This window comes from Neobacillus sp. C211 (assembly GCF_051842875.1).
Taxonomy (GTDB): Bacteria; Bacillota; Bacilli; order Bacillales; family Cytobacillaceae; genus Neobacillus.
This window is the reverse complement of record NZ_JBPXRO010000027.1, coordinates 46,431-72,455: the sequence shown is the minus strand read 5'-3', so window position 1 is coordinate 72,455 and position 26,025 is coordinate 46,431. Positions and strand designations below refer to the sequence as shown.

At 41.5% G+C, this 26,025-nt stretch carries 33 protein-coding genes; 8 read left to right on the top strand and 25 right to left on the bottom strand.

From position 1 onward, the window contains the following. Positions 1 to 162 precede the first annotated feature (162 nt). On the bottom strand, positions 163 to 393 hold the full coding sequence (locus ACSU6B_RS22010; RefSeq protein ID WP_214733023.1) for a hypothetical protein: 231 nt from the start codon (positions 391 to 393) through the stop codon (positions 163 to 165). 138 nt (positions 394 to 531) lie between these two features. On the opposite strand from ACSU6B_RS22010, the gene pdaB reads away from it, so the two are divergent. Next, a complete protein-coding gene (pdaB, locus tag ACSU6B_RS22005) occupies positions 532 to 1,284 on the top strand; it encodes a polysaccharide deacetylase family sporulation protein PdaB (protein WP_215006949.1) in 753 nt (250 codons plus the stop codon). Positions 1,285 to 1,311: 27 nt separating this feature from the next. Here pdaB and ACSU6B_RS22000 read toward each other — a convergent pair whose 3' ends face one another. Continuing rightward, a complete protein-coding gene (locus tag ACSU6B_RS22000; protein WP_410888429.1) occupies positions 1,312 to 2,004 on the bottom strand; it encodes a KinB-signaling pathway activation protein in 693 nt (230 codons plus the stop codon). Between the two features lie 151 nt (positions 2,005 to 2,155). On the opposite strand from ACSU6B_RS22000, the gene gerD reads away from it, so the two are divergent. Further along, on the top strand, positions 2,156 to 2,773 hold the full coding sequence (gerD, locus tag ACSU6B_RS21995; RefSeq protein ID WP_410888428.1) for a spore germination lipoprotein GerD: 618 nt from the start codon (positions 2,156 to 2,158) through the stop codon (positions 2,771 to 2,773). A gap of 76 nt (positions 2,774 to 2,849) precedes the next feature. Here gerD and ACSU6B_RS21990 read toward each other — a convergent pair whose 3' ends face one another. From ACSU6B_RS21990 to ACSU6B_RS21980, 3 genes are all read right to left on the bottom strand, one after another. Beyond that, entirely contained in the window at positions 2,850 to 3,905 is a 1,056-nt protein-coding gene (locus tag ACSU6B_RS21990) for an Mrp/NBP35 family ATP-binding protein (protein WP_410888427.1), read from the bottom strand. A gap of 139 nt (positions 3,906 to 4,044) precedes the next feature. Continuing rightward, positions 4,045 to 4,770: an N-acetylmuramoyl-L-alanine amidase CwlD gene (gene cwlD, locus ACSU6B_RS21985; protein WP_308162626.1), complete on the bottom strand. Its 726-nt coding sequence runs from the start codon at positions 4,768 to 4,770 to the stop codon at positions 4,045 to 4,047. A gap of 84 nt (positions 4,771 to 4,854) precedes the next feature. Further along, complete coding sequence (locus ACSU6B_RS21980; RefSeq protein WP_215006934.1) at positions 4,855 to 5,298, bottom strand: YbaK family protein; 444 nt, start codon at positions 5,296 to 5,298, stop codon at positions 4,855 to 4,857. 423 nt (positions 5,299 to 5,721) lie between these two features. Between ACSU6B_RS21980 and ACSU6B_RS21975 the strand changes: the two genes are divergently transcribed. From ACSU6B_RS21975 to ACSU6B_RS21955, 5 genes are all read left to right on the top strand, one after another. Further along, positions 5,722 to 6,438, top strand: a complete 717-nt coding sequence (locus ACSU6B_RS21975; protein WP_410888426.1) for an SDR family NAD(P)-dependent oxidoreductase — start codon at positions 5,722 to 5,724, stop codon at positions 6,436 to 6,438. After that, a complete protein-coding gene (locus tag ACSU6B_RS21970) occupies positions 6,435 to 7,466 on the top strand; it encodes an S-adenosylmethionine:tRNA ribosyltransferase-isomerase (protein ID WP_410888425.1) in 1,032 nt (343 codons plus the stop codon). Before ACSU6B_RS21975 ends, ACSU6B_RS21970 begins: the two co-directional genes overlap by 4 nt. A 113-nt stretch (positions 7,467 to 7,579) precedes the next feature. Then, on the top strand, positions 7,580 to 8,692 hold the full coding sequence (locus tag ACSU6B_RS21965; protein ID WP_410888424.1) for a GAF domain-containing sensor histidine kinase: 1,113 nt from the start codon (positions 7,580 to 7,582) through the stop codon (positions 8,690 to 8,692). A 13-nt stretch (positions 8,693 to 8,705) separates the two neighbouring features. After that, on the top strand, positions 8,706 to 9,347 hold the full coding sequence (locus ACSU6B_RS21960) for a response regulator (protein ID WP_410888423.1): 642 nt from the start codon (positions 8,706 to 8,708) through the stop codon (positions 9,345 to 9,347). 397 nt (positions 9,348 to 9,744) lie between these two features. After that, a complete protein-coding gene (locus ACSU6B_RS21955) occupies positions 9,745 to 10,179 on the top strand; it encodes a CBS domain-containing protein (protein WP_410888422.1) in 435 nt (144 codons plus the stop codon). A 179-nt stretch (positions 10,180 to 10,358) separates the two neighbouring features. Here the strand turns inward: ACSU6B_RS21955 and ACSU6B_RS21950 are convergent, their stop codons facing one another. The 8 genes from ACSU6B_RS21950 to ACSU6B_RS21915 all read right to left on the bottom strand — a co-directional run bounded on the left by ACSU6B_RS21950 (position 10,359) and on the right by ACSU6B_RS21915 (position 17,705). Next, positions 10,359 to 11,603 (bottom strand): MFS transporter, encoded by a 1,245-nt coding sequence (locus ACSU6B_RS21950; protein ID WP_410888421.1) that lies wholly within the window; start codon positions 11,601 to 11,603, stop codon positions 10,359 to 10,361. Positions 11,604 to 11,961: 358 nt separating this feature from the next. Continuing rightward, positions 11,962 to 13,104, bottom strand: a complete 1,143-nt coding sequence (gene pqqE / locus ACSU6B_RS21945; protein WP_410888420.1) for a pyrroloquinoline quinone biosynthesis protein PqqE — start codon at positions 13,102 to 13,104, stop codon at positions 11,962 to 11,964. After that, positions 13,085 to 13,423, bottom strand: coding sequence for a pyrroloquinoline quinone biosynthesis peptide chaperone PqqD (gene pqqD, locus ACSU6B_RS21940; RefSeq protein WP_410888432.1), 339 nt, complete (start codon positions 13,421 to 13,423; stop codon positions 13,085 to 13,087). Before pqqD ends, pqqE begins: the two co-directional genes overlap by 20 nt. Positions 13,424 to 13,444: 21 nt before the next feature. Continuing rightward, positions 13,445 to 14,182: a pyrroloquinoline-quinone synthase PqqC gene (pqqC, locus tag ACSU6B_RS21935; protein WP_410888431.1), complete on the bottom strand. Its 738-nt coding sequence runs from the start codon at positions 14,180 to 14,182 to the stop codon at positions 13,445 to 13,447. Positions 14,183 to 14,184: 2 nt separating this feature from the next. Then, positions 14,185 to 15,111 carry a pyrroloquinoline quinone biosynthesis protein PqqB gene (gene pqqB, locus ACSU6B_RS21930; protein WP_410888430.1) on the bottom strand — a complete coding sequence of 309 codons (927 nt, stop codon included), beginning with the start codon at positions 15,109 to 15,111 and terminating at the stop codon, positions 14,185 to 14,187. Continuing rightward, positions 15,107 to 15,346, bottom strand: a complete 240-nt coding sequence (locus tag ACSU6B_RS21925) for a hypothetical protein (RefSeq protein ID WP_410888419.1) — start codon at positions 15,344 to 15,346, stop codon at positions 15,107 to 15,109. Before ACSU6B_RS21925 ends, pqqB begins: the two co-directional genes overlap by 5 nt. A 56-nt stretch (positions 15,347 to 15,402) precedes the next feature. After that, a complete protein-coding gene (pqqA, locus tag ACSU6B_RS21920) occupies positions 15,403 to 15,477 on the bottom strand; it encodes a pyrroloquinoline quinone precursor peptide PqqA (protein WP_373463227.1) in 75 nt (24 codons plus the stop codon). 245 nt (positions 15,478 to 15,722) lie between these two features. Continuing rightward, entirely contained in the window at positions 15,723 to 17,705 is a 1,983-nt protein-coding gene (locus ACSU6B_RS21915) for an outer membrane protein assembly factor BamB family protein (protein ID WP_410888418.1), read from the bottom strand. A 255-nt stretch (positions 17,706 to 17,960) separates the two neighbouring features. On the opposite strand from ACSU6B_RS21915, the gene ACSU6B_RS21910 reads away from it, so the two are divergent. Continuing rightward, positions 17,961 to 18,422, top strand: a complete 462-nt coding sequence (locus tag ACSU6B_RS21910; RefSeq protein WP_410888417.1) for a hypothetical protein — start codon at positions 17,961 to 17,963, stop codon at positions 18,420 to 18,422. A 104-nt stretch (positions 18,423 to 18,526) separates the two neighbouring features. Here the strand turns inward: ACSU6B_RS21910 and rpsI are convergent, their stop codons facing one another. The 12 genes from rpsI to infA all read right to left on the bottom strand — a co-directional run bounded on the left by rpsI (position 18,527) and on the right by infA (position 25,992). Then, a complete protein-coding gene (gene rpsI, locus ACSU6B_RS21905) occupies positions 18,527 to 18,919 on the bottom strand; it encodes a 30S ribosomal protein S9 (protein WP_215000111.1) in 393 nt (130 codons plus the stop codon). Between the two features lie 20 nt (positions 18,920 to 18,939). Next, positions 18,940 to 19,377 carry a 50S ribosomal protein L13 gene (gene rplM / locus ACSU6B_RS21900; protein ID WP_088085008.1) on the bottom strand — a complete coding sequence of 146 codons (438 nt, stop codon included), beginning with the start codon at positions 19,375 to 19,377 and terminating at the stop codon, positions 18,940 to 18,942. 254 nt (positions 19,378 to 19,631) lie between these two features. After that, positions 19,632 to 20,372: a tRNA pseudouridine(38-40) synthase TruA gene (gene truA, locus ACSU6B_RS21895; RefSeq protein WP_410888416.1), complete on the bottom strand. Its 741-nt coding sequence runs from the start codon at positions 20,370 to 20,372 to the stop codon at positions 19,632 to 19,634. Between the two features lie 12 nt (positions 20,373 to 20,384). After that, on the bottom strand, positions 20,385 to 21,182 hold the full coding sequence (locus tag ACSU6B_RS21890; protein ID WP_410888415.1) for an energy-coupling factor transporter transmembrane component T family protein: 798 nt from the start codon (positions 21,180 to 21,182) through the stop codon (positions 20,385 to 20,387). After that, a complete protein-coding gene (locus tag ACSU6B_RS21885; protein WP_215009939.1) occupies positions 21,179 to 22,048 on the bottom strand; it encodes an energy-coupling factor ABC transporter ATP-binding protein in 870 nt (289 codons plus the stop codon). The genes ACSU6B_RS21890 and ACSU6B_RS21885 overlap by 4 nt, the downstream gene beginning before the upstream one ends. Then, a complete protein-coding gene (locus ACSU6B_RS21880) occupies positions 22,024 to 22,863 on the bottom strand; it encodes an energy-coupling factor ABC transporter ATP-binding protein (RefSeq protein ID WP_168241514.1) in 840 nt (279 codons plus the stop codon). The genes ACSU6B_RS21885 and ACSU6B_RS21880 overlap by 25 nt, the downstream gene beginning before the upstream one ends. Before the next feature lie 408 nt (positions 22,864 to 23,271). After that, positions 23,272 to 23,634, bottom strand: coding sequence for a 50S ribosomal protein L17 (gene rplQ / locus ACSU6B_RS21875; RefSeq protein WP_168241513.1), 363 nt, complete (start codon positions 23,632 to 23,634; stop codon positions 23,272 to 23,274). Between the two features lie 64 nt (positions 23,635 to 23,698). Then, positions 23,699 to 24,643, bottom strand: coding sequence for a DNA-directed RNA polymerase subunit alpha (locus ACSU6B_RS21870; protein ID WP_088085002.1), 945 nt, complete (start codon positions 24,641 to 24,643; stop codon positions 23,699 to 23,701). Positions 24,644 to 24,819: 176 nt separating this feature from the next. Next, positions 24,820 to 25,209 carry a 30S ribosomal protein S11 gene (rpsK, locus tag ACSU6B_RS21865; RefSeq protein ID WP_075689916.1) on the bottom strand — a complete coding sequence of 130 codons (390 nt, stop codon included), beginning with the start codon at positions 25,207 to 25,209 and terminating at the stop codon, positions 24,820 to 24,822. Positions 25,210 to 25,231: 22 nt separating this feature from the next. Then, positions 25,232 to 25,597, bottom strand: coding sequence for a 30S ribosomal protein S13 (gene rpsM, locus ACSU6B_RS21860; RefSeq protein WP_026565543.1), 366 nt, complete (start codon positions 25,595 to 25,597; stop codon positions 25,232 to 25,234). Between the two features lie 24 nt (positions 25,598 to 25,621). Beyond that, the gene (gene rpmJ, locus ACSU6B_RS21855) at positions 25,622 to 25,735 is read right to left on the bottom strand and encodes a 50S ribosomal protein L36 (RefSeq protein ID WP_000868344.1); all 114 of its coding nucleotides are present in this window, start codon (positions 25,733 to 25,735) and stop codon (positions 25,622 to 25,624) included. Between the two features lie 38 nt (positions 25,736 to 25,773). After that, on the bottom strand, positions 25,774 to 25,992 hold the full coding sequence (gene infA, locus ACSU6B_RS21850; protein ID WP_007085268.1) for a translation initiation factor IF-1: 219 nt from the start codon (positions 25,990 to 25,992) through the stop codon (positions 25,774 to 25,776). Positions 25,993 to 26,025 lie beyond the last annotated feature (33 nt).

Below are 26,025 nucleotides of genomic sequence, written 5' to 3'. Positions count from 1 at the left end.
ATCCATTCGCTCAAAGGCGACTTTATTAATATATCACCTGCAAAACGTAATGTCAACAACTTTTTTTCAAGTGTTTTTTACGTCAGCAACGACGTTTATTAATATACCAAGATACTAAGTAATTGTCAACGAACTTTGCACAAAAAAATATGAAGTTTTTTATTAACCCTTTTTCCTATCCTTTTTTCCCCTCCTCATATACCTTAAACAATCATGTGGAGACGCAACCCGTCTAAAAAGTGTAAATAAAACCTTATATCTCTCTTCCATTGCTCTTTTTACAATATGATCAATTCGATCATCTCTTAAATCAAAAAGTATTTCATCCATTTCTCTTTTAATAAGGTATTCCATTTCTTTTACTTCCTTATCATTTATTAGAAGTCCAAACATTGAATAACCTCCAGCGAAATATCTATTTATTGTAGTCTTTTCCAATTATTGAAAATTTATTATAAAATTTTTCTAATCATATTTTTAAAAATACGGTCATAGGTTGAGACAAGGACAGTATTGGACGAGGTGGGGACGATGAAATTCTTTTTTGTATTTAACGGGAAGGCTTTGAAGAATATTTCACTCATTTTAATTGCTGCATTTTTTACTGCATGGTTTCTCTACATAGAGAATCTTGCACAAATTCCTGTCTTTTCAACAAAAGATGGTCCGAAAGCCGTTTATAGAGGGGAAAAGGATCTTGCTCTTACTTTCAATATTGGCTGGGGTGACGAAAAGGCAGAGCCGATTTTAGATACGCTAAATAAGGAAGGCGTGAAGGCAGCCACTTTTTTCTTAGCAGGTTCATGGGCTGAAAGACATCCGGATCTTGTCAGTAGGATTGTAAAGGATGGTTATGAAATCGGCATTCTTGGTTACGAATACAAAGACTATCGGGATTTGGAAGATGTAAAAATCGGCCAAGATATCTCAAAAGCACAAGAGGCCTTCAGGAAGTTAAATGTAAAGAATATTAAATTACTCCGTGCTCCAACTGGCCATTTTGATGAGAGAACCTTGAAAATAGCCAACAGATATGGATATACGGTTGTCCATTGGAGTGTGGATTCAAAGGATTGGAATAATCCGGGCGTACCAACCATTGTTAAAAATGTTAATAAGGCTGAAAAAGGTGATATTATTCTGCTCCATGCTTCGGACTCGGCAAAGCAAACAGCAAAAGCACTGCCGTTGATTTTGAAGAATATTCAGCAAAAAGGGTTAAAACTTATTTCAGTATCAGAATTAATTGCAAATGGAGAGGCAAGTTCCAGAGAAATCAAATAGTGAGACGCTAAAAAACCGTCCAATTTATTAAATGGACGGTTTTTTTGTCTTTTTCATATTTGCTTGTTTATTATCTTTTGATTTACCTGGCGATTGACTCGCCTTTTTTTGTCTTTCCTGTTCAGATTGGAGGTTTAATTTATGAAGAATTAATAATTGATAGGCATTACACGCAAGCAACGCCAACATCATCAGGTAAAGCCAGCTCTTTTCATTGACACGCAGAACTGGAACCCACTCAACTAATGTAACCACGATCATAAAGAACATGGCAGGAATAAACGCCTCTTGATTTGTCTGTTTCGTTTTGTACCACGCAACGATTAGACCAACGACTAAAAGAATGATAGCTGGACCAAAATAAGGCAGGAGCGCATCCTTTGGCCCAGCAAAATTTTCGTATCGTAAATAAACTAAATCAAATAAACCAAATAGAATCAGAACAATTTGAACAGCATTCCAAAGTGAAACAGATTTAAAGATTCCTAAACCAAAACGGTGAACCGTTAAATATGCAAAAAAGCCCATTTGGCTGATGACACTAAACAAAAAGCCCATGACAATTAACCAAATTAAGGTTGATAAAATATCAATGAGTTTAAATTCAGTAAAATAGGGCTGAAACTCATTCCAACGAACAATAAAGCCCACGATAGCCGTTGTGAGTCCGCCAACTAATAATGTGTTTAAAAATAGTTTTACCCAATTACGGCTCGTCACACTACAAACCTCCATACTACGAAAAATAAATAACATTATGATTGTACCAAGCCGAATTTGAAAAATCCATATTTTATGATTTCTTACGAATAATCTTTCAGCAGTTACTACATGCTAAGCTTAAGGATTTTTATGTGAAAGGGGCTTATTAATGAAAGCAAAAAGCATGTTGCTCCTCCTGCCCATCATGGTGTTCCTAACAAGTTGTTCTTCCAATGACGCCAGCGGCGGAGGACAAATTGATTACGAAGAAACGAAAAAAATGGTTGTTGATATTCTCAAAACCGATGATGGTAAGAAAGCAATCCAAGATGTGATGTCAAGTGATAGTATGAAGGAAAAGCTAGTAATGGACCAAAAGGTCGTCTCTGACACGATCCAGCAAACACTAACCTCAGATAAAGCAAAACAATACTGGAAAGAAACATTTAGTGATCCCAAATTTGCACAAAGCATTTCTAAAAATTTGAAATCTGAAAATAAAAAATTACTAAAGGAATTAATGAATGACCCAGAATATAGAGGAATGATGATTGAAGTTTTTAAAGAGCCTGAAATACAAAAAGAATTGGCAGATGCTCTAAAAAGCAAGGAATACCGCGAGCATCTCCAGAAAGTAATTACCGAAACGGTCGATAGTCCTTTATTTAAAGCAAAAATACAAGAATTACTCTTAAAGGCAGCTGAAGAAGCAAATAGCAAATCATCAGGAGGAAAGAGCAGCAGCGATCAATCGGGCGGCAGCAAAAGCGACCAAGGTGGCAGCTGAAGCTAGACCTTGTTACATTCCTATCAAAAAATAGAAGCCTTCTCCACATTCGGAGGAGGCTTCTATTTTCATTTATTTACTTCTTTAGCAAGCCAGTTACCTTTTCAGCGATGTCTAAATAAATTTTTCCAATCTGATGGTCTTCTTGATAGACTGACGGGGCAAAGTCTTCATCGTTCCAATCAGGCTGATTTAGCGGCAGACGGCCAAGAACTTCTGTATTCAATTCTTCCGCTAATTTATCGCCGCCGCCTTGGCCGAACACATATTCTTTTTCCCCGGTCAGCTTGCTTTCAAAATAAGCCATGTTTTCAATGACACCAAGAATTTCATGGTCAGTTTTCAAAGCCATTGCCCCAGCACGCGCTGCGACAAAAGCGGCCGTTGGATGTGGTGTTGTCACAATAACTTCTTTACAAGCCGGGAGCATCGTATGAACGTCTAATGCGACATCTCCAGTTCCAGGTGGTAAATCTAAAAGTAGATACTCAATGTCGCCCCATTCTACTTCATTAAAGAAGCTGTTTAACATTTTCCCTAACATCGGCCCACGCCAGATAATTGGTGAATTATCCTCAACAAAGAAGCCCATTGAAATGACTTGTACTCCAAACCGTTCAACAGGAATTATTTTTTCTCCTCTAACAACCGGTCTTTCTGTTATTCCCATCATATCTGGAACACTAAATCCATAGATATCCGCGTCAATTAGTCCAACCTTTTTGCCTAGACGTGCTAGTGCAACGGCGAGGTTAACCGAAACCGTTGATTTACCAACTCCGCCCTTTCCACTTGCGATCGCAATGAAAGTGGTATTATTTGACTGAAGCAGGTTGTTATCATTACTTTCTGCTTGTGCATGACGGTTTGCTGCTAACACTTCTTCAGGAAGTTCACTAAAACGGATGCCAACCGATGCCGCTCCTGCTTCTTTTAACAAATTGACAATTTGTGTTTGCAGTTGGAGCTGTTCAGCTGTACCTGTCTTCGCGATGGCCACCTTTACACTAACATGATTTTTTTCTTCTTTTACTTTTATTTCAACAATAGCATTTAATTCAGCTAATGTTTTATGTAAAAATGGTTCTTTGAGGCTGCCTAGAACCTCATGGACTCTTTCTTCTGTTAACATAAAAAAGCACCTCACATTTTGAATTCGTTTCCATCTCTCAGTATATCATAACCACGCTCGGAAACAGTTAATTGAATCACACGTACTTTATAGGTTGAATCCAACTTTTTGCAAAAAAATAGAAGGGGTTATCCCGCCTTCAATAATCTGGTTCAACTAATTCTTTTTCATTCGTGTAATAACGAGTAATTCCTTGATAGATGGATATCGCAATTTTTTCCTGGTAAGCATCCTTTTTTAAATTTTCCTTTTCGGCTGGATTGGACAAAAAGCCCACCTCAACTAAAATACCCGGCTTCTTTGCATTCTTTAATATATACACATTATTGATTGGTTTGGCTCTACGAGTGGTGTTCTCTAAGTTTTTCCGAAGTTCTTCTTGGACGAATTTTGCTGCCTTAGCATTTTCCTTAAAATAAGGTGCATAAAAGGTTTGTGCCCCGCTCCACCTGGCAGAAGGAATCGCATTTAAATGAATGCTGACAAAGAAATCATTATCACCGTTATTAATCATTTTTAGTCTATTTTTTAAATCTTCAACTTTTCTTCTACTGTAACCCCTTGTATCCGAATCGGCTAAGTCTGTATCTGTTTCTCTCGTCATAATCACAAGGGCACCTTGCATTTGCAGGTAATCCTTGACCTTCTTTGTAATCTTTAAGGCAATGTCTTTTTCCAATGTTTGACCCGTTCCAGCACCGCCATCTGGACCGCCATGGCCCGGGTCAAGTAAGATGATCTTTCCCGACAATGGAAGATTCCACGCATTTAACGAGTCATCTTCAGCAAAATCGTATTGTAAAACGAAAAATAAGACAAATAGCCCCACAATAAAACTTATGATTTTTAATCTTCGTTTCGACACCCAGATCATTCCTTCCCGCTCGTCCCTATTCACTAAACTATATGGGACAAAGGGGGGATTTAGAACAGGAAGAAATGATGGACATTAGTGGAGACGGAGCTTGTGGCGCCTTTGCCCCTTTTCATAGCCTTCTCTCCACCAAATATGGATATATTGCTCACACAGGTAATAAAGTGATTCACTCATGGTGCCCTCTTCACCGCTTCCCCAATAAAGGAAAAAATTATATAGGGTATCAATTAAATGTTTTTCTTCTCGATAGCAGCGTTTGCGAACCTCATCTAAGTCTTCTCCATAATAACCAAACTTGCTGAATTTTGCCCCCAATAAAAAGGATTCAAGGGCAATGTCATAGCATGCTTCTTCTATGCCTGTATTCATTATTAGGCTGGAGGCAATTTTTGTAGAACCAAAGTATTGTTGGACTCGTTCTTTTAATGTATTAATCGATAACTCCCGAAGGACGGAACGTTCATATTTTATTTGCTTTTCCCGTTTTTTTTCTTTAAAGGTCGTAATTACTGTCACTACTTTTCACCTCTTAGAACTATTCTTTATCTGCGGTTCCGAAGAAATGCAAAGTTCTGACCGTTATAAGTTGCCAATTTTTATCCGATGGATTTGTTCATGCAGAAATAATTGTTAACAAATGACCGGTTTTATTTACCTATTGAAGGTGACCTGGCCTTTGTCAACAAAAATTTCACCTTATATCAAGCCCCATTAAACGAACCCGATGGGACCCCTTTTTCCCCTTTCATTGGTAAATGGAACCTCCCTCTTTAAAAGAGATTAATGCCACTTTTCCTGGTTGTTCGGTAACTCCCTGAACAAGTAAATTCGTCTTTTCTCATCCTAAAGTTGTAGATAAATTTCAAGCTTTTTTCCGAAGGATGATTTTCCAGAAACCTGTATGCTTAAAACATCAAGAAACAAAGGGGAGAGACAAATATGAAAAATAAAGTAGTAATGATCACTGGAGCCTCAAAGGGATTGGGTAGAGCGTTAACACTATCTTTTGCTAAGGAAGGAGCTAAACTTACGATTTCCTCCAGGTCAGCAAAAGGCCTGCTAACAGTGAAAGAGGAAGCTGAAAACTTAGGTGCTGAAGTACTGGCGGTTACCGCTGATATTTCCAAATCACGGGATGTGGAACGGTTCGTTGCGATGACAGAGGAAGCCTATGGCCATATTGATGTCCTAATTAATAATGCATCTATCCTAGGGCCTAGTCCAATGCCCATGCTGCTCGATTATCCGGAAGAGGATTTTGCTGAGGTGCTAAGGGTGAATGCAGTTTCGCCATTTCTGGTTACCAGAAGAGTGATTCCGGGGATGCTTGAGCGGAATGAAGGATCGATTATTAATGTTACATCTGAAGCTGGCCATACTGGTTATGCGGGCTGGGGTGCATATGGGATTTCAAAATTTGCCGTTGAGGGTCTTACCCAAACGTGGGCGGATGAATTAAGTGAAACAAATGTACGGGTAAACATGGTTGATCCCGGCGAAATGGACACAGAAATGCACCAGTTAGCTGTTCCCAATTGCGATTATCCATTGGCTAAACCGGAGGATGTGGTCGACATCTTTTTATATCTAGCATCCGATAAGTCTGTAGGAATTAATGGCCAGCGGTTTGAAGCCCAATCAGAGGAGGAATTATGATGGCGATGAAAGCGTTGAATTTTTATCTACCAGATGAATTAAATGCGTCCCATCCCCCAGAAAAACGCGGCTTAAGGCGGGATCATGTCCGGATGATGGTATTGGACCGGTCTACTGGAGAAGTCCGACATGACCAGTTCTTCCACTTGGCAGATTACCTTCAGCCCGGGGATCTGGTCATAGCCAATAATAGCCGAACCATACCCGCGGTTTTACATGGTAAATGGTCAAGAAACAATGAAACAATCGCACCCACAGTGGAAGTCAGGTTGGCAAGACGCCGTCGCGATGAATTGTGGGATGCGCTAATTGTAGCTAACCCTGTTAAAAAAGGCGACCAGATAGACTTTTCCCCGGAATTGTCAGCAATCGTAATCGGTGAGAAAGAGAATTCCCCTCTTAAGATTATTCAATTTACGAAAAAGGGCACAGAATTATTTAATATCATCTATGCCCTTGGTGAGCCGATCCGATATGAATATATTGAAGAGCCATGGGACTTGGATTACTATCAAACCATTTTTGCCTCCCATCCCGGTTCCGTCGAGATGCCCTCAGCAGGCAGAGCCTTTAGCTGGGAGCTCATTTTTAAAATGAAGCGCAAAGGCATCCAGCTTGATTTTATCCAATTGCATACCGGGTTAAGCTATTTACTTGATGATAGATGGCACCAGTCACCCGAAGAGAATGAAGAGGAGTATCAAATCTCTAAACGAATTATGGAACGGATCCTCCAAACGAAAGCATCTGGCAAAAGAGTCATTGCCGTTGGTACAACAGTAGTTCGGGCGCTCGAGACGGCCGCTAAAAACGGGGCCCTTTCAGGGGTGACAAATCTCTATATCGATCCACATTATCCTTTACAAATAGTTGACGGAATCATTACGGGGCTTCATGAGCCACAAGCAAGTCATCTCGATATGTTGTCCGCCTTTGTATCAGAGCGCCATTTACTACAGGCATATGATTATGCAATCAAAGCCGGCTATCTATGGCATGAGTTTGGGGATATGAATCTAATCTTATGACGAAAGGAGGCAAAAAGCATCAGAAAAGGCAGCTGTTCTGAGTTCTAAGGAAGCGAAACAAACCACCTAATACGCTATAATAACAGTAAATGAAGGACGCTAGAGGAGAATGTATGTCGGAAGAGAATAAAGATATCGGCATTTTAAAGGAAATCGCTGAACTATTAAATGAAGGAACCGATACAAATGACGTATTGTCTGGAGTGTTGAAAAGGCTTCTTCAAGTGACGGGACTTCAAACAGGATGGATATTTTTAATGGATGAACATGGAACGCATCATCTTGCAGCCGTCGAAGCCCTGCCGCCTGCTTTGGCGAATAACGATAAGCAGAGGATGTGTCAGGGTGGATGCTGGTGCGTCAATAAATACAACAATAAAAAATTAACGAAAGCAACCAATATTATGGAATGTAAACGGATTGAAGATGCGATCGACGAAAATGCAGGGGAAACATGCGGTCTCACCCATCACGCTACCGTCCCGCTCGGAGCTGGAAATGAACGATTCGGAATCTTAAATGTAGGTTCCCCTTACAAAACACATTTTCAAAAAAATGAACTCGCCTTACTCGAAGCCGTTGCCTATCAAATCGGCACGGCGCTGAAACGGATCAAACTTACCCAGAGGGAACAGGAGACTGCGCTGGTCGCTGAGCGGAATCGGCTTGCAAGAGATCTTCATGATTCTGTTAATCAGCTGTTATTTTCCTTAAGCCTTACAGCGAGGGCTGGAGTGGAAATGACAGAGCAAGATGAAGTGAAACAAACGTTTGTCTATATACAGGATTTAGCGCAGGAAGCGCTTGGCGAAATGAGAGCATTAATCTGGCAGCTGCGACCGCTTGGATTGGAGAATGGAGTAGTAAGTGCCCTGAAAAGTTATGCGGAAATGCTTGGACTGTCCATTAAAGCAAATATCACAGGAGCTGCTAGCATTCCAGGAACGGTCGAGGAAGCATTGTGGCGCATCGGCCAAGAGGCTCTGGCCAATTGTAAAAAGCACTCCCAGATAACAGAAACCAGTCTCACCTTTCATACTGCCAAAGATGAGGTTGTCATGTCCATCAAGGATCGCGGCTGCGGCTTCCACTTCGGAGAAAATCTCGAAATCCCCTCATTGGGATTAAAAAGTATGAAAACACGGACAGAAGCATTGAATGGCCAATTTCATTTAAAAAGTAAACCAGGAAGCGGTACAGAAATAGAAATTCATATTCCGTATTAAGGAGGAGAACTCAGTGAGTATCCGCGTACTAATCGCCGATGACCATCACGTCGTCAGAAGAGGTCTAGTCTTTTTTCTTCGGACCCAAAAAGACCTTGAAATTATCGGGGAAGCCGCCAATGGCAAGGAAGCGGTTGAACAGGCAAAATTACTGAAGCCAGATATTATTTTAATGGATCTGTTGATGCCGGAAATGGACGGAATCCAAGCCACAAAGATTATTAAACAAGCACAGCCAGACATTAAAATCATGATGTTAACGAGCTTTTCCGACCAGGATCATGTCATTCCAGCGCTAGAAGCCGGTGCTTCAGGGTTCCAGTTAAAAGATATCCAGCCCGATGAACTGGTCACATCCATTAAAAAAATAATTGGCGGGGAAAACCAGCTCCACCCAAAGGCTACCTCTCTTTTACTAGCCAATTTGTCCAATAAAAACAAGCAAGAAAAGAATTTACTAGCGGAATTAACGAAAAGAGAGTTGGATGTTTTAAAAGAAATTGCCAACGGAAAAAGCAATAAGGAAATTGCCGCCTCGTTATTCATCACCGAAAAAACAGTAAAAACCCATGTATCAAACCTTTTGTCGAAACTCGAATTGGCTGACCGGACACAAGCCGCCTTGTATGCAGTAAGAAATCAATTAGTAGACTAAAACGGATTTGAGCTGAGCTTGCTTCCGTTTTCTTTTTTAAACAAATAAAAATCACAACCAATTGGTTGAGAGCTGAATTTTGTCGAAATCTACTCAGAATATGTAGATATTTCCCGGGAATTTGTTGAAGTTTGAAAAATAATGAATCCAAATAGTCGAAACAAAGGAATTTATACTTTAGATTTGGTCGCTTTGCATTATATCGCCCAGCGATACATAACAAAAAAGAGCAAAAAAAAGCCTTAAAAAGGCACCTTATTTTCGGAATATGGAGAGGAGTCCTCCCCATATTCCTTTAGGTATTTGTATCGCTCTGATATATAGAAAAAAGTTACCATTAATAATATCGCCACTGTTACCCATCCTATAAAGGAAAAACATATTTGGAGGTAATTTCATGGCACAATTAAGAGATATCATGACATCAAATGTTCTTACAGTTAACGATACACAGACCGTACAGGAAGCTGCAGCGTTAATGAGCGAACATAATATCGGAGCTATCCCGGTAATAAATAACAGCAGACAAATGGTTGGAATTGTAACGGATCGTGATATTACCCTTCGTACGACAGCACAAGGAGAAGATCCACAAACACCAGTATCTCAAGTCATGACTGCACAGCAAATCGTACAAGGTACACCTGATATGGATGTCCATCAAGCTGCAGATTTGATGGCACAGCAGCAAATTCGCCGATTGCCGGTAATCGAAAATGGACAAATAGTAGGAATGGTTGCTTTAGGTGATCTAGCAGTACAAAATCAATATGCAAACGAAGCAGAACAGGCATTACAAAGTATCTCAACTCCTTCCGCACCTCAACAATAGTAAGGGGTTACCTTTATTGTCATAAAATAATTATTAGCACAGATCAGCCTTGGTCTGTGCTAATAATTTTTATAAAGCAAAAGAGAGCTCCTTTTACTTATTTATATATTTATTAAACCGTCTACATGTTCTTTGGCCTTTTTCAGAAACTCCAGGGACTGATTTTTAACCTAAGACTCTCAACCCGATGAAGCATGCGATTTCATCCGAATATCGTAAGAAGAAAAAAGTCTGCCGTATAAATAAGCAAAACTGAGTTGTAGACATGAAGCTATGTAAAAAGGCAGGGACAGGGAACCCAATCCAAAAAGATAGCCTGTAATATACGGTCCAATGGAGGTGGGAAGCCTCATTGAAAAAAGATTGATGCTTGACGCAAAGCCGCTCCGGTGGTTACGTGTTAAACTCACACTCAGCGCCTGCTGTGCCCCCTGCGTACCTCGATTTAAAGCCGTTCGAAGCATATAAATAACAGAAACGAGTGCGTATGATGATAGTATGGGCATCAAAATCAAAAGCAGACTTCCGATAAAACGGATGAAAACAATGGACCGGATTGTCCCATGTTTATGAGATAATCTTGCTTGTAACATGGAGGTAACTCCGGTCGAGAAGAAAGTAACAGCCAATGTGCTGCCAATTTGAGCGTGGCTTGCCCCAAATTTAGCCGAAAACCAATAGGACATCATCGGCCCGGTCAGCCCGATGGCAATCCCATTAAGTATGTTAATGGCTGCAAGCTTTAATACCGCTGCATTTTCTTCATGCAAGATTTTCTTTTCTTCATTCCTCCGTCCCTCTTTTTTGTTTCCTTGGCGGTTTTCGGCTTCTCCTCCTTGAATGGTTAAAATGATGGAGGCTGTGATCAACGATGCAACGAGAATATAGCAGAATAAAAGGCGATAAGGAGATACTCCAGTTTTCAAAAAGGATGCGGCCCCCGCTAGCACTGCTCCCGCCCCCATTCCGAAAAAACTGAGAGCATTATTCAAACTGTATACTCTGCCGCGTTCTGCTGTTGGGACAAAGGATGCCAGCCAGGCCTGCTCTGCAGGGGCGCATGGACTGGGTGAACCCGCGTCCGCTTTTCCAAATCCGGAAAGTGTAATCGCAATAGACAATAAAATTGGGTTAGTAGTTAATACCCCGACCAGTGCACATCCGGCGGTAACTAGTTCAGAAATAAGCACAAACGGTTTTCTGCCAAGCCTGTCACTATAAACACCTATAAAGGGTGCAACGACAACACCGAGTAATCCTCCTGCAGCAAGCACACTGCCAATCGCTGCCGTGCTCCACCCCAGCGCATCGAGATACAAAGCCAATTCCACTACCATCATGCCTTGTCCAATACTGCGAATAAAATTTACCAGCATGAGCCGCTTGACCACCGGATGAATTTGACCAATTCCTGTAAACTTCATTTTGATCACTACCTTTTGATTTTTATAGGTAATATTTAGGTTACCCAGTTTCTACTTAAAAGGGTGCCAATTCTCAATTTCCTTTATTCATAGGCATAAACAAACAAAGTAACCGTGGTATAACATGTTTACATGGGATTTATGGTAAATTGAGGGATAAGCTTAAGGACTGGAAAGGGAAGGATTCGATATGGCAGGTAAATAGCAGGGACTTATTCAAAATTTAAAACGGAATATTTATATTCTGTATTTGGCTTACCGTCACCCGGAAACCCTGAGCATACAAATTGAACACAGGCAAAAAAAAATGGTGCTAAAGGGTATGTACGTGTCCCCTGCAGCACCACTTTGGCAACGCCTATTTTTTTAATAACCGTTTTATTGCAGATCGGTCCTGAGAATATCTCCGATAGATTAGGGGTGATGATGATCCAACCGGTTTACTGTTGGCATCCTGTACAGCTTTTTCAATTAAATGATGTTCTGGTGCCCATTGGCAGACTGGGTCCGTCGCATTAGCATCTCCCGTTAAGGCAAAAGCCTGACAGCGGCACCCTCCTCCATCCTGGTGTTTCAAATCACAGGTAAGACAAGCTTTGGGCATCCATTCTTCCCCTCGGAAACGGTTAAAAGATTCTGATTCATACCAAATATATCCTAGCGATGACTTACGGACATTTTCAAAAGATAACCCTTTGATTATCCCGGCGGTTGGACACGGAAGGGCAATTCCATTCGGCGCTACCGTTAGACCAATAGCTCCCCATCCCCCCATGCAAGGCTTGGGTGCAGATGCATAATAATCAGGAATAACCCAAATAATTTCCATTTTCCGCTTCAGTCGTGCTTTAGCGGCTTCATAGACTGCACTTGCACGCTCAATCTGGTCCCTGCTTGGCAGCAGTATCTCCCGATTCAGCAGCGCCCAGTTATAATACTGGGTGTTCGCCAGCTCCAACCGCTCGGCTCCCATTTCTTCCGCAAGCTGAATGATCTCATCCACCTGATCAAGATTCATTCGGTGTAACACCACATTTAATGACAAATGCATTTCTGCCTGTTTTACAGCAGTGGCCGCTTCCCGTTTTTTCTCAAAGGCTTTGTATCCGCCGATAAGATCGGAAAGCTTCGCTTCTGCCGCTTGAAAGCTCACCTGCACATTTGCTAAACCGGCTTCCTTAAGCCGAATCGCTTTTTCCGTTGTTAAGCCAATTCCGCTTGTAATGAGATTGCCATACATATCTAAAGCAGCAGCGTGGCTGATAAGGGGTTCCAGGTCATCCCGCAAAAGCGGTTCGCCGCCAGAAAAATGAACTTCTACTACTCCCAATTCGGCGGCCTCGGACAAGACCCGGCTCCATTCCTCCGTTGAAAGTTCCATGGCTTCCTTAGCCATTTCAATAGGGTTTGAACAATACGGACAATTCAAAGGACAGCGATGGGTTAACTCAGCAAGCAGCGAATAAGGGTGTTGAACCCCACTATGGCTCTTCGTTTTCATGCTGAATCACCACCCATCCCTGATCCGCTACTTCCTGTAAAAATTCGGAAATATCAGCCTCCATTGTTTTCAAATCGGGCAAGGCACCCGAACTCCTTGTTTCTGAGTCTGCCATTAGAGAAGTCCTGATATATTCAGTGATGGTGTTTACAGTCCGGCTCCCGTCACATAAACGAAGGATCGATGCTGCAGTTTCGTTTAGGACTACAACCTTTTCCGGTAGCAAAAGGAGATGTTTTTCTCTCACCTTATCAAATTTTAATCGCGCCTTTGCAGCGAGTTTTGGAAGACTGTCAGCTACAAAAATAGACTCCACCACCAATCATTTATTCTTCCTATTTCACGGTTTAGGGGGATAGGCCTTTTCAATGGCATCAAGCTGTGCCCATAATACATCACATTTGAACCGCAAGGCGTTGACAGCTCGCTGCTGTGCTTCCGTTGTTCGACATTGGGTTAAAACAAGTCTAAGGGCCACATCCGAATCACAAGGTGCCTGAGTCAAACGGCTTTGAAAATAATCAAGCCCTGAACGGTCAATCCAAGGATACAGCTGCTCAAAAACTTTTATCCTTTTTGAGATAAGGTCAGGCGAAAACAATTCCGTCAGCGAGGAGGCAACAGCTTCAATCCACGGTTTTGTCCGGGCGAAGTTCACATAGGCATCCACGGCAAATCGAACGCCTGGGACAACATACTCCTCCCGTATGACTTCTTCCCGAGACAATCCCACCGCTTCTCCCAGCCGCAGCCATGCTTCAATACCGCCATCTTCTCCACGCCTTCCGTCATGATCAAGAATACGGCCAATCCACTCTCGCCTCAGTTCCCTTGACGGCAGATTGGACAGGATGGCTGCATCTTTAATTGGGACTGATTTCTGGTAGTAGTATCGGTTGGCCACCCAGCCGCGGATCTGTTCTTTGCTTAAGTTTCCTTGGTGCATCACTTTATGAAATGGATGTTTGTCATGATAGGAAGAACGCCCTACATTCCTTAACCGCCCCGTGAATTCATCCGCCGACCAAAGCTCTTCCCTTTTTTTATCACGGCTAACGAACCTTTTTTGCTCCAGCATTATCACACCTCCATTTCCATACCATCATAGGCCACTTCAATACCAAGCCGCTCCAATGTATACCTCTCCACGGAGTCCTTTTTCAAAATAGGGTTGCTGTTGTTAATGTGGATTAGAATTTTTCTTTCTGCCGGGAAGGAGGCTAATAACTCCATGGTGCCTGATGGTCCGCTAATCGGTAAGTGGCCCATGCTTCTTGCGTCACGAGCGGCTGCCCCCATCCCGGTTAATTCATCTTCCGACCAAAAAGTTCCATCTACCATCAGAATATCGGCTTTCTTTAAACAAGCTTCTATAGCCGGAGTAATCTTTTCTAATGTAGGAAAGAAAGCAAGACACCTGCCCGAATCCTCATTATGAAGAACCAGTCCAACCTCCCAAATATCTTCTTGACAGTCCAGCTCCTGGGTCGACCTAACGTAGAGCGGCGGTTTTTTCGAAACGGGAACCGGCTCAACGATGATGGTTCCTTCTGCTCCTTCATGTAATGGTCCCACCCTTTGCCGAAGGCCTGGATCAAGAGACTGCCATTCCCATGAACAATAGTTTTTTAGCATTGGAAACACCGGAAAAGCGGATTGCAAGCAGCTTCGTACCATCTTGGTTCCATAAATCGTCATACTGGAGCCCTCCCGCAGTGATAATAGCCCGATCGTATGGTCGAGCTCCGCATCGGTTAAAAAAACACCGGCAAGAGGGGTCTCTCTTATGCCTGGACCTGCATTTAGTGAAGCAAACAATTCAATTTGCCGGAGAATATCCGGTCCTGCATTGATAAGGTACCAGTCCTTTTCATTGGCAGTTACCGCAAGCGAAGATTGTAATAATGGCCGGAGTGAAGCGTCTCCTAAGCGGACTGCCCGACAGTTGGGACAGGCACAGTTCCACTGCGGAAAGCCTCCTCCGGCCGCCGCTCCTAATACTCTAATTCGAATTTGGTTTCAGTCCTTTCCCTTCGATGCGGGCATTGCTTTTTTCAATATTCCGCGGTTTTCCAAATAACCTGCCAACCTGCCAACCTATCGTCATATTCACCACAGCCATCAGGATAAATAGTAAATAGTCCCCTATTGGATCAGGAAGCAGGAGATCGACAAGCAGCCAGCCACCTGCTGTAGCACCCCCGATCATCACACCCATCACTGATTTTAAGTAACGATTCATTTGGCACACCCTCCGTGTTTTGGTTAAAATCATGAACAAGAGCCAAGCAGTCTGCGCTACTTGCCGATGTAGGAATACATCGTCACCTCGCTAGAAGTGTTGATTATTTCGTACTCAGGCTTTATCCACATGTGATCCTCCCCTTTCATACACTTTCAATAATGATTATTTTTTAAAGGAGTGTCTGATTTTACCTTTCAAAACTATCTTATGTCGGCGGAAACACCAAAATAACTTGAATTTCAACTTGAAGTTGTCCAAAGTAAGCCCGTGTTTTGCAAAATGCTGCAAAAAAGGACAAGCTTGGATGCAAACACTCCTTGACCCAAAAAAACAACCTGAGTCCGTAAACTCAGGTTGTCTTGGTTCTATTAAATTACTTCTTCTGGGACAGCCATTTTGCCAATACTTCGGCCTCATCCTTATCAACAAGACCTCCAGGCATACGTCCGCCTCCGTTAATGATTTGATTCAATATCTCCTCTTCAGACATGGATACACCAACATGTCTTAGGTCAGGGCCTGCCCCTCCTTCTAGATTTCCACCATGACAGGACATACAGCTCTTTTTGTAAATTACTTCAGCATTCATATCAGCCGGCTGTTTCTTATCTTTTTCTTTATTCCCGTGGCTGCCATGATTGGCGTTATCAGTTTTCCCTGAGCCTTCTGGATCGGCGCCCCCCGGATCTTTTGCAGGAGTTACTGATTTATTCCCCCCCAGTCCGTAGGTTACAACCTTTGTTCCAGTAACAAAAGTAACGTATTGTTTACCACCATCCATATAAATCGTCGGTGCCATCATAATCTGAGCCCCGCCGCTTTTCATGTTCCATAAAACTTTTCCAGTTTTAATATCAAGAGCATTTACCGTTCCATCCAATTCGCCGTAAAAAGCAAGTCCTGTAGTCGTACCTGTAAAACCTCCGCGCATTGGTTGTTTAGTCTTATTCTGATAGGCACGCTTGCCAGTATTCACATCAATGGCGGTGATAGTACCGGATATGTCTTCACCTTTTGGCCCTAACGTTATCGCAGTTCCTGGGAATAAACCTTTTTTTTGCTCAAGTTCATTTTCATCTTTTGCTGCAACCTCTAAAGATGGCTTATTAATACCAGGAATCAATACATAATTGGTTTTAGGATCATAGGTTTCCGGAGCATAGTTTTGTCCGCCTTCCGCTCCCGGCCATTGCATCGCCGGTTTATTTGGATCCGTCGGCTGTGACGTGTGCTGGATTTTGACGAATGGAACGCCATTATAAATGGTGTCCCCTGATTTGGCATCCCACGCAAACCATTTCCCGTTCTTTCCGCCGTGTACGACGATTTTCTGCTTTTTGTTGTTGACCGTAGCATTGAGAATCATCGGAGTCGAGGCCGCATCATAATCCCATTCGTCCTCCTCATCCATTTCCGAATTTGCCCAAATCAATTTGCCTGTTTTACTTTCAAGAGCAACGACCGAGTCTGTATAAGGGTTTTTACCTAGGCGGATTTTCTTAAAAAAGTCAGGAGCGGGATTACCCGTGCCAAAATACATCACGTCAGTGTCCGGGTCAAAAGCAATCTCTCCCCAGACCGCTCCGCCCCCTGTATATTTGCCCTTCACCCAACCTTCCCCCTTCTCAGGGACTGTCCAAAAGGGTCCATCCCAGGCTGGCGTCAAGTCACTTGCTTTATAGGCCATCACAAAGCCGCGAATGCCATTATCACCGCCGCTGCTTCCCACATAGACGTTTCCTTTATAGAACATCGGAGCCATTGTTTCATAATATCGGTTTTCAAGCTTGGCTCCTGGTATTGTATCCCAAAGGTTGATCATTTTAATCAATTTTCCGTCTTTCGCGTTAAGTTTGGCTAAGCGATTATCCGCAATAAGGACAAACACATTGCCTTCCGCAACAGCCACACCCCGGCTGGCAACAACCTCTAAAAGGCTTAGATCCGCATGGTCTAGATGGTAAAGTACATCTTTTGGCGGCGTCCATTGCCAAATTTTCTTCCCATTTGAGGCATCAATGGCAAACACTCGGTTCATTGATGTCGTGACATACATGACACCATCTTTCACTACCGGGAAATCCTCCGAGGCATTCGGAATCTTCTTATCCCAATTTGCCAAATCTGCCTGCCAGACAATACCTAAATCCTTCACATTGTCTTTTGTAATCTTGTTATAAGGGACATGCCGAGTTTGTTGTAAGTCATACCCCCAAAGTGGAAAACCTTTATCTTTTTCAGAACTGGTGGTTTGTTTATTGGCAGTATTATCCTTTTTTGCAGGTTTCTGCTGACAGCCAACAATTAATACTACCGCCAATAAAGCTACGATTATCGCTTTTAAATAACGATTCAAAAAAAGACCCTCCTTATGCTTATAAGTCCAGAGTGATTGCCTCTATTTTTGGTTGCCTCTGAATTTTCCCATTCGGGGAGAACCCTACTTTATTGGTCCTCACTCTTTTTTCTATATTGAGTAAAAGATTCCTTAATTATGCAAAAAAATATTAATCACAAAATGATTTTTAACAATGGTGGGAGAGGAATATTTACCAAATATGGAGACATTCTATATTTGAATGAATTTAAAGAATCTCAGGATGGTGATTGAATGAAGGTTTTCTCAAAAATGACGAATCGGTTGGGTGGGTTTGTCTTATTACTTTGCTTTCTCGTTGGGGGAGCATGGACTTCTTCCCAAAGCGCGTTGGCTGCACCGGAAAAAACGGTCGGTACCGCGGAAAATGGCGGGATCAAACTTACGATTACTAACTATGCGATCACAAACTACGGTCAAGAGATGATTCTGTATTATACCGTAGAATCTACAACAGATAATTTGATGGTTGAAGACGGGAAAGGGCTGTTAGAAAACCCGGAAATTTCCATTGCGAATAATAGTCTTCAAGGGATTGATGCCGAACATAAAAAAATAAGCAGCCAGAAATATCAAGGTGCGGTCAAGGTGAACATGCCGCAATATATACCTGCCACTTCAAATGCGGCACTTAGTACAGATGCAATTCTAAATCAAAAGGGACAGTGGACAATTAACTTCCAAATTAAAAAATAGCCAAAAAAAGATACTTTTAGATCCCTAGGCCAAGCCTGGGGTTTTTATTTGTAAAAAAAGACCCCCAACCAAATGGTTGGGAGTCTTTGTATGTTCGCAAAAGATTAACGCTTTGAGAACTGAGGCGCACGACGAGCACCTTTAAGACCGTATTTTTTACGTTCTTTCATACGTGCATCACGAGTTAATAATCCAGCGCGCTTTAATGTTGGACGGAATTCAGGGTCAGCTTGAAGTAATGCGCGAGCAATACCGTGGCGGATTGCGCCAGCTTGACCAGTGTATCCACCGCCGCTTACGTTTACAAGAACATCATAGCTTCCAACTGTTTCAGTAGCTACTAATGGTTGTCTTACAACAACACGTAATGCTTCAAATGGGATATAATCTTCAATTCCACGACTATTTACAATAATTTTACCTGTGCCTGGTACTAAACGTACACGTGCAACAGAACTTTTACGGCGACCTGTACCGATATATTGAACTTGTGCCAAGTTAATTCCCTCCCTCTTTATTAACCGCGAAGTTCGTAAACTTCAGGTTGTTGTGCTTGGTGCGGATGTTCGCTGCCAGCATATACATGTAATTTTTTAAACATTTGACGGCCAAGAGAATTCTTTGGAAGCATACCTTTAACAGCAAGCTCGATCATTTTCTCAGCATAGTTAGTACGCATTTCTAGAGCAGTTCTTGTTTTTAAACCACCTGGATGCATTGTGTGACGGTAGTAAATCTTGTCAGTTAATTTCTTTCCAGTAAGTTCTACTTTTGAAGCATTAAGAATAATTACATTATCACCAGTGTCAACATGTGGTGTAAAAGTTGGTTTGTTTTTACCACGTAAAATTGATGCTACTTCAGAAGCAAGACGTCCAAGAGTTTTGCCCTCAGCATCAATTACGTACCATTTACGCTCGATAGTGTTGGCATTTGCCATAAACGTTGTACGCATGAGTTTCCCTCCTAATTTAAATCCATAAAAGATTATTGTTTTCGCACTTTTAAAGTAATTAGAGTCCGATTCTGTTCCGGGAATGAACATCTAATACCCTTGTGCGGTTAAGTTTGTATTCATATATTTTCAATCACGATGAAGACTTTCCGGGGCTTTATCGTGGGATTAAAAACACGCACATCTAATATAATAAAACCTGCGGGTCAATATGTCAAGAAAATGTTACACCAGGTGAAGTTGTTTAGCTCATTTTATTCATAAAAGACTTCCCAAAGATATAAACCATGACCTGGAGCTGTCTTTCCCGATAGCCTCCGGTCTTTATGGGCTAATATAATCGGAATATCTTCAGGACTGCGTTCACCTGATCCCACCTCTAATAAAGTTCCAACTAAAATACGAACCATATTATACAAAAAGCCATTTCCAACAAAACGGATCGTCAGTAACTCATCCTTACGTGTAAAGTCAATCGATTCAATCGTTCGAACTTTATCAACTACTTCCGTCTTTGCCGCACAAAAACTAGTAAAGTCATGTGTACCAAGGAAAAGTTTACTTGCCTCCTCCATCGCCTGGAAATTTAAACGGTATGGATATTGATAAGCAAATTTCCGCTGAAAAGGATCTCTTTTTTGAGATAAATGAAGAACATAGCGATATTCCTTCCCTTTCGCGTCGAAGCGAGCATGAAAGGACTCGGTGACAGTAACAACCCTTAGAACGGAAATATCTTCAGGCAGCATGGAATTCAATGCTTTCTCCCACTTGTCAGCTGGAATCAGTAGTGGTGAATCAAAATGAATAACTTGTCCTTTTGCGTGAACACCGGCATCCGTTCGACCTGAGCCGACGACTTTCACCGTATCACCCTTATGCATTTTTGATAAAACAGCTTCTAATACAGACTGTACGGTTCGCTTATTTGGTTGGACCTGATAGCCGGAAAAGCCCGACCCGTCATAGGAAATAATACATTTATACCTTGCCATGGTTTCGCTCCATTATGAACGTAATAAAAATAGTAGGATCGATAGAAGGACTAATATCCCAATCTGTAAGGAATCAGTTATTTTCCAGGATAATTCCCGGTATTTTGTTCTTCCTTCCCCGCCTTGATATCCTCTAGCCTCCATAGCGATCGCTAATTCCTCCGCTCGTTTAAAGGAACTGACAAACAATGGGATAAGCAGTGGAATGACGGCTTTAATGCGTTCCTTAAAAGGGCCGCTAGCAAACTCAACGCCACGGGCTATTTGCGCCTTCATTATTTTATCCGTTTCCTGCATAAGTGTAGGAATGAACCTTAAGGAAATAGACATCATTAATGCCATTTCGTGGACAGGGAAGCGGACCTTATTTAAAGGATGTAACAGCGTTTCAAGGCCATCGGTAATCTCAATTGGGGTGGTGGTTAACGTCAACAACGACGTCATTAAAATTAAGAAAAAGAATCGCAAGGAAATAAAAATCCCCTGTCTCACCCCTTCCTCGTAAATTTTTACTGGACCTAGTTCAAATAAAAGGGTACCTTCTTTCGTAAAAAAAAGTTGCAGCACCAAGGTAAAAAGAACGAGCCAGATGACTGGTTTAAGACCGCCATATAAAAAGCGTACCGGGACCCGCGACAATCCAAGCATTAAAAAAGTATAAATTCCAATAAGTGCATAGGTTACGACATTGTTTGCTAAAAAAATAACACAAACAAATAGAAAGATGATCATTAATTTTGAACGAGGGTCCATTTTATGAATAATAGAATCTGCCGGGACATAGCGCCCAAAAATCATTTTTTCCATCATGAGTGAACACCTCTACTTAATACCTTAGTAACAGCAGCTGACAACTCATCAATGGTTAGAAAAATTTTCTCAAATTTCATGCCAAGTTTCTCCTCAAGCTTCAGTTGAAACCGAACGACCTCAGGAACATCAAGTCCCATTTCAACGAGCTCAGTCGGTGCGGAGAAAATCTCTTCTGGTGTCCCTTTATTGGCAACCTTCCCTTGCTGCATGATCACAATTTGGTCTGCATATCTAGCAGCATCTTCCATACTATGTGTAACAAGAATGGTAGAGAGCTTTCTTTCCTTATGAAGAGAAAAGAACATATCCATAACTTCTTTTCGGCCTCTTGGGTCTAAACCCGCAGTAGGCTCGTCCAGGACAATAACATCGGGCTCCATTGCAAGTACTCCTGCAATTGCGACGCGGCGCATTTGTCCACCAGAGAGGTCAAACGGTGATTTATTTAGTATATCTTCCTCTAGACCCACTTGTTTTAAAGCAACCCGTGCCCTTTCCTTTGCTGCTGTTTCAGAAACCCCAAAATTCAACGGCCCAAAAATAATATCTTTTTCCACCGTCTCTTCAAATAACTGGTGTTCAGGAAATTGAAAGACGATGCCAACTTTTTGCCGGACTTTTTTTAAGTTCTTATTTTTTTGCAAAGCTTTAATTTCATGTTCGCCAATTGCTACAGTTCCTTTTGTTGGTTGAAGGAGAGCGTTTAAATGCTGCAGGACTGTTGATTTCCCTGACCCGGTATGACCAATAATCGCCATATACACACCTGAAGGAATATCAATAGACACATCCTCAATGGCCAGTCGTTCAAAAGGAGTATTGACTTGATAACGATAATCTACATGTTTGAGCGAGATGTCCATAACTCTTTCACCAACTCTTCTTCCGATAAATAGTGCCTAGATAGATCGATTCCATCATTCCTTAAAGCTTTCGTCATTTTCACTGAAAAAGGAATATCTAACCCTAACTGAACCAATTGTTCATCCATAGAGAAAATCTCTTCAGGTGTACCCTCCCGGAAGACCTCCCCTTTGTTCATGACGATGATTCGATCCGCCTTAGCTGCCTCTTCTAAATCATGTGTAATCGAGATAACGGTCAATGATTTCTCTTCTTTTAATAATCGGACGGTCTCTAATACCTCTTCGCGTCCTCTTGGATCAAGCATGGAAGTTGCTTCATCAAGTATGATGATCGATGGCCGTAAAGCTAGTACACCAGCTATTGCCACACGTTGCTTTTGTCCGCCTGATAGATGGTGGGGCTCTTGATATAGAAACTTATCCATCTTAACTCTCTTTAACGAGTCCTCGACCCTTGTGACCATTTCGTCTCTAGGAATGCCGTTATTTTCTAGACCAAAAGCCACATCATCCTGTACTGTCGTTCCAACAAACTGATTGTCAGGGTTTTGAAAGACCATCCCTAATTTTTTACGGATATCCCAAATTGACTCTTCATCCAGCTTTATTCCGCAAACTGTAATCTCACCTGTTTGTGGAAATTGCAGCCCATTTAGGAGTTTTGCCATCGTGGATTTTCCTGACCCATTATGACCGACAATCGCGAGCCATTCTCCTTCATATATATCAAAAGAGACATTGTTCAAAGCATAACGTTCTTGTGCGTCATATTGAAAAGATACTCCATTAAGAGATACAATCGAGTTTTTCACAGATAATTCCTCCTCTCAGCTAAACAATTCTCTGCTCATTATTTCTTTTACATATAAAAAAAAGCCTGCACCTCGTCCCTATGCAGTTTCGCTTTAAACTGCGATGTAAGGAATTTCTATAAAAGAAATGAGAGGAGGTGCATGAGCTAGACGAGACGTATTTATTAATTTCAATCTGCGCACCAATAGCTGCGAGATGATAAAAGATACAAGAAATCAAGTCACGTAGAAAAGCTAGATGAAATCAAGTAAAACTTTTAGATTTTCTCCAATGAATTGGAGTTACGCTCATCATAACACTCTTTTTTGGCTTGGGTCATCTTGATATAAGATTCATTTACAGAAAAAGGGCAAAGAACAAGTTTGTTTGTAAACTGTCCAGCGCCCTTGTTGTCTGTTAAAGCTATATTAAACTAACTCGATAATAACCATTGGTGCACCGTCACCGCGGCGTGGTCCAAGTTTCATAATACGAGTGTATCCACCTTGACGCTCTTGATAACGTGGAGCGATATCAGCGAAAAGTTTTTGTATTGCACTTGTGTTATTTTCAGCATCAGCAACTTCGTTACGAACATATGAAGCAGCTTGACGACGAGCGTGTAAATCACCACGTTTACCTAAAGTGATCATTTTTTCAACAGTCACACGAATTTCTTTCGCACGAGTTTCTGTTGTTTCAATGCGCTCATTGATAATTAAATCTGTAGTTAAATCACGTAGCATAGCTTTACGCTGTGCACTTGTGCGTCCTAACTTTCTGTATGCCATGAAGGGTTCCCTCCTTTGTTGAAGTCATTAAACGGATTAACGCATGTGTATAACGGTAAACAAATCAGTCGTCTTTACGCAAGCCTAATCCAAGCTCTTCTAGTTTTGCCTTCACTTCTTCAAGTGATTTACGGCCTAAGTTACGAACTTTCATCATATCTTCTTCAGTCTTATTAGCTAATTCCTGAACAGTGTTGATTCCAGCACGCTTTAAGCAATTGTAAGAACGAACAGAAAGATCTAGTTCTTCAATAGTCATTTCAAGAACTTTTTCTTTTTGGTCTTCTTCTTTTTCAATCATGATTTCAGCATTTTGAGCTTCATCAGTTAAACCAACGAAAATATTCAAATGCTCGGTCAAAATTTTGGATCCAAGAGCGATCGCTTCTTTTGGCCCAGTGCTTCCATCTGTCCAAACATCAAGTGTGAGCTTGTCGAAATTAGACATTTGACCAACACGTGTGTTTTCTACTTGAAATTGTACACGAGAAACTGGTGTGAAAATGGAATCAATTGGAATAACACCTATCGGTTGATCTTCTCTTTTGTTTTGAACAGCCGGTGTATATCCACGTCCACGTCTAGCAGTCAAACGCATGCGAAGATGACCATTTGCAGCTAATGTTGCAATATGAAGTTCTGGATTTAAAACCTCAACATCACTATCATGAGTAATATTGCCAGCTAAAACTGGACCCTCACCTTGTACATCAAACTCAAGCGTCTTCTCTTCATCAGAGTAGATTTTTAAAGCTAATTTTTTAATGTTTAAAATGATGGATGTTACATCCTCTACGACGCCTTCAATTGTTGAGAACTCATGAAGTACCCCATCGATTTGAATCGATGTAACCGCGGCACCTGGGAGTGAAGATAATAGGATACGACGTAAGGAGTTACCCAAAGTGGTACCATATCCACGCTCAAGTGGCTCTACGATGAATTTGCCATACTTAGCATCATCGTTGATCTCAATCGTTTCGATTTTTGGTTTTTCTATTTCGATCATCAAATAACCCTCCTTCAAAACGTCGAAACTCTAAATCAGCATATTTGCTAATTAAAAGTCCCCATGTATAAGTTCCCGTTTTGTGCACAACAACTGGAATAAATCTTCTGTAAGAGTGCAAAAAATTAGTATCATATCCCATTATAGACGCATGATACAAAATCTATACAGAAAAATTAAACACGACGACGTTTTGGTGGACGGCATCCATTATGAGGAACAGGTGTAACGTCTTTAATTGCAGTTACTTCTAGACCAGCAGCTTGAAGAGCACGGATTGCAGCTTCACGTCCTGCACCAGGTCCTTTAACAGTAACTTCTAAAGTTTTCATACCATGTTCAATGGAAGTCTTAGCTGCTGTTTCAGCCGCCATTTGTGCAGCAAATGGTGTGGATTTACGAGAACCTCTAAATCCAAGCGCACCTGCACTTGACCATGAAATTGCATTACCATGTACATCAGTAATTGTTACAATCGTATTGTTAAATGTTGAACGGATATGAGCGATACCAGCTTCAATATTCTTTTTAACACGACGTTTACGTGTATTCGTTTTACGCGCCATTTAAATTAACCTCCTTTACCGATTACTTCTTCTTGTTCGCTACAGTCTTACGAGGACCTTTGCGTGTACGAGCGTTGTTTTTCGTATTTTGTCCACGAACTGGTAAACCACGACGATGACGTAATCCGCGGTAGCAGCCGATTTCCATTAAACGCTTAATGTTAAGAGAAATTTCACGGCGAAGGTCACCTTCAACTTTTAATTTGTCGATGATGTCACGGATTTTGTTTAATTCGTCTTCTGTTAAATCACGTACACGTGTATCTTCAGAAACACCAGCTTCTGCTAGTACTTTTTGTGCAGTATTTTTACCAATTCCATAAATGTAAGTTAAAGAGATAACTACACGTTTTTCACGTGGAATATCTACACCAGCAATACGTGCCATAGAAAATGCGCACCTCCTTCAAAATTAACCTTGTTTTTGTTTATGTTTAGGGTTTTCACAGATAACCATAACTTTTCCGCGTCTACGGATAACTTTACACTTTTCGCAGATCGGTTTAACAGATGGTCTTACTTTCATTATTATCCTAACCTCCTTAGTAGTACGGAGTGCAAGCATTATTTAAAGCGGTAAGTAATTCTTCCGCGTGTTAAGTCATATGGAGAAAGCTCAACAGTCACTTTGTCACCCGGAAGGATCCGAATGAAATGCATTCGTATTTTACCAGAAACATGCGCTAGCACGGTATGACCGTTTTCTAATTCTACCTTAAACATTGCATTTGGCAATGTTTCAATGACTTTACCTTCAATTTCAATTACATCATCTTTGGCCATCGATCTCGTTTCCCTTCTCTTTTCAGGATTGCG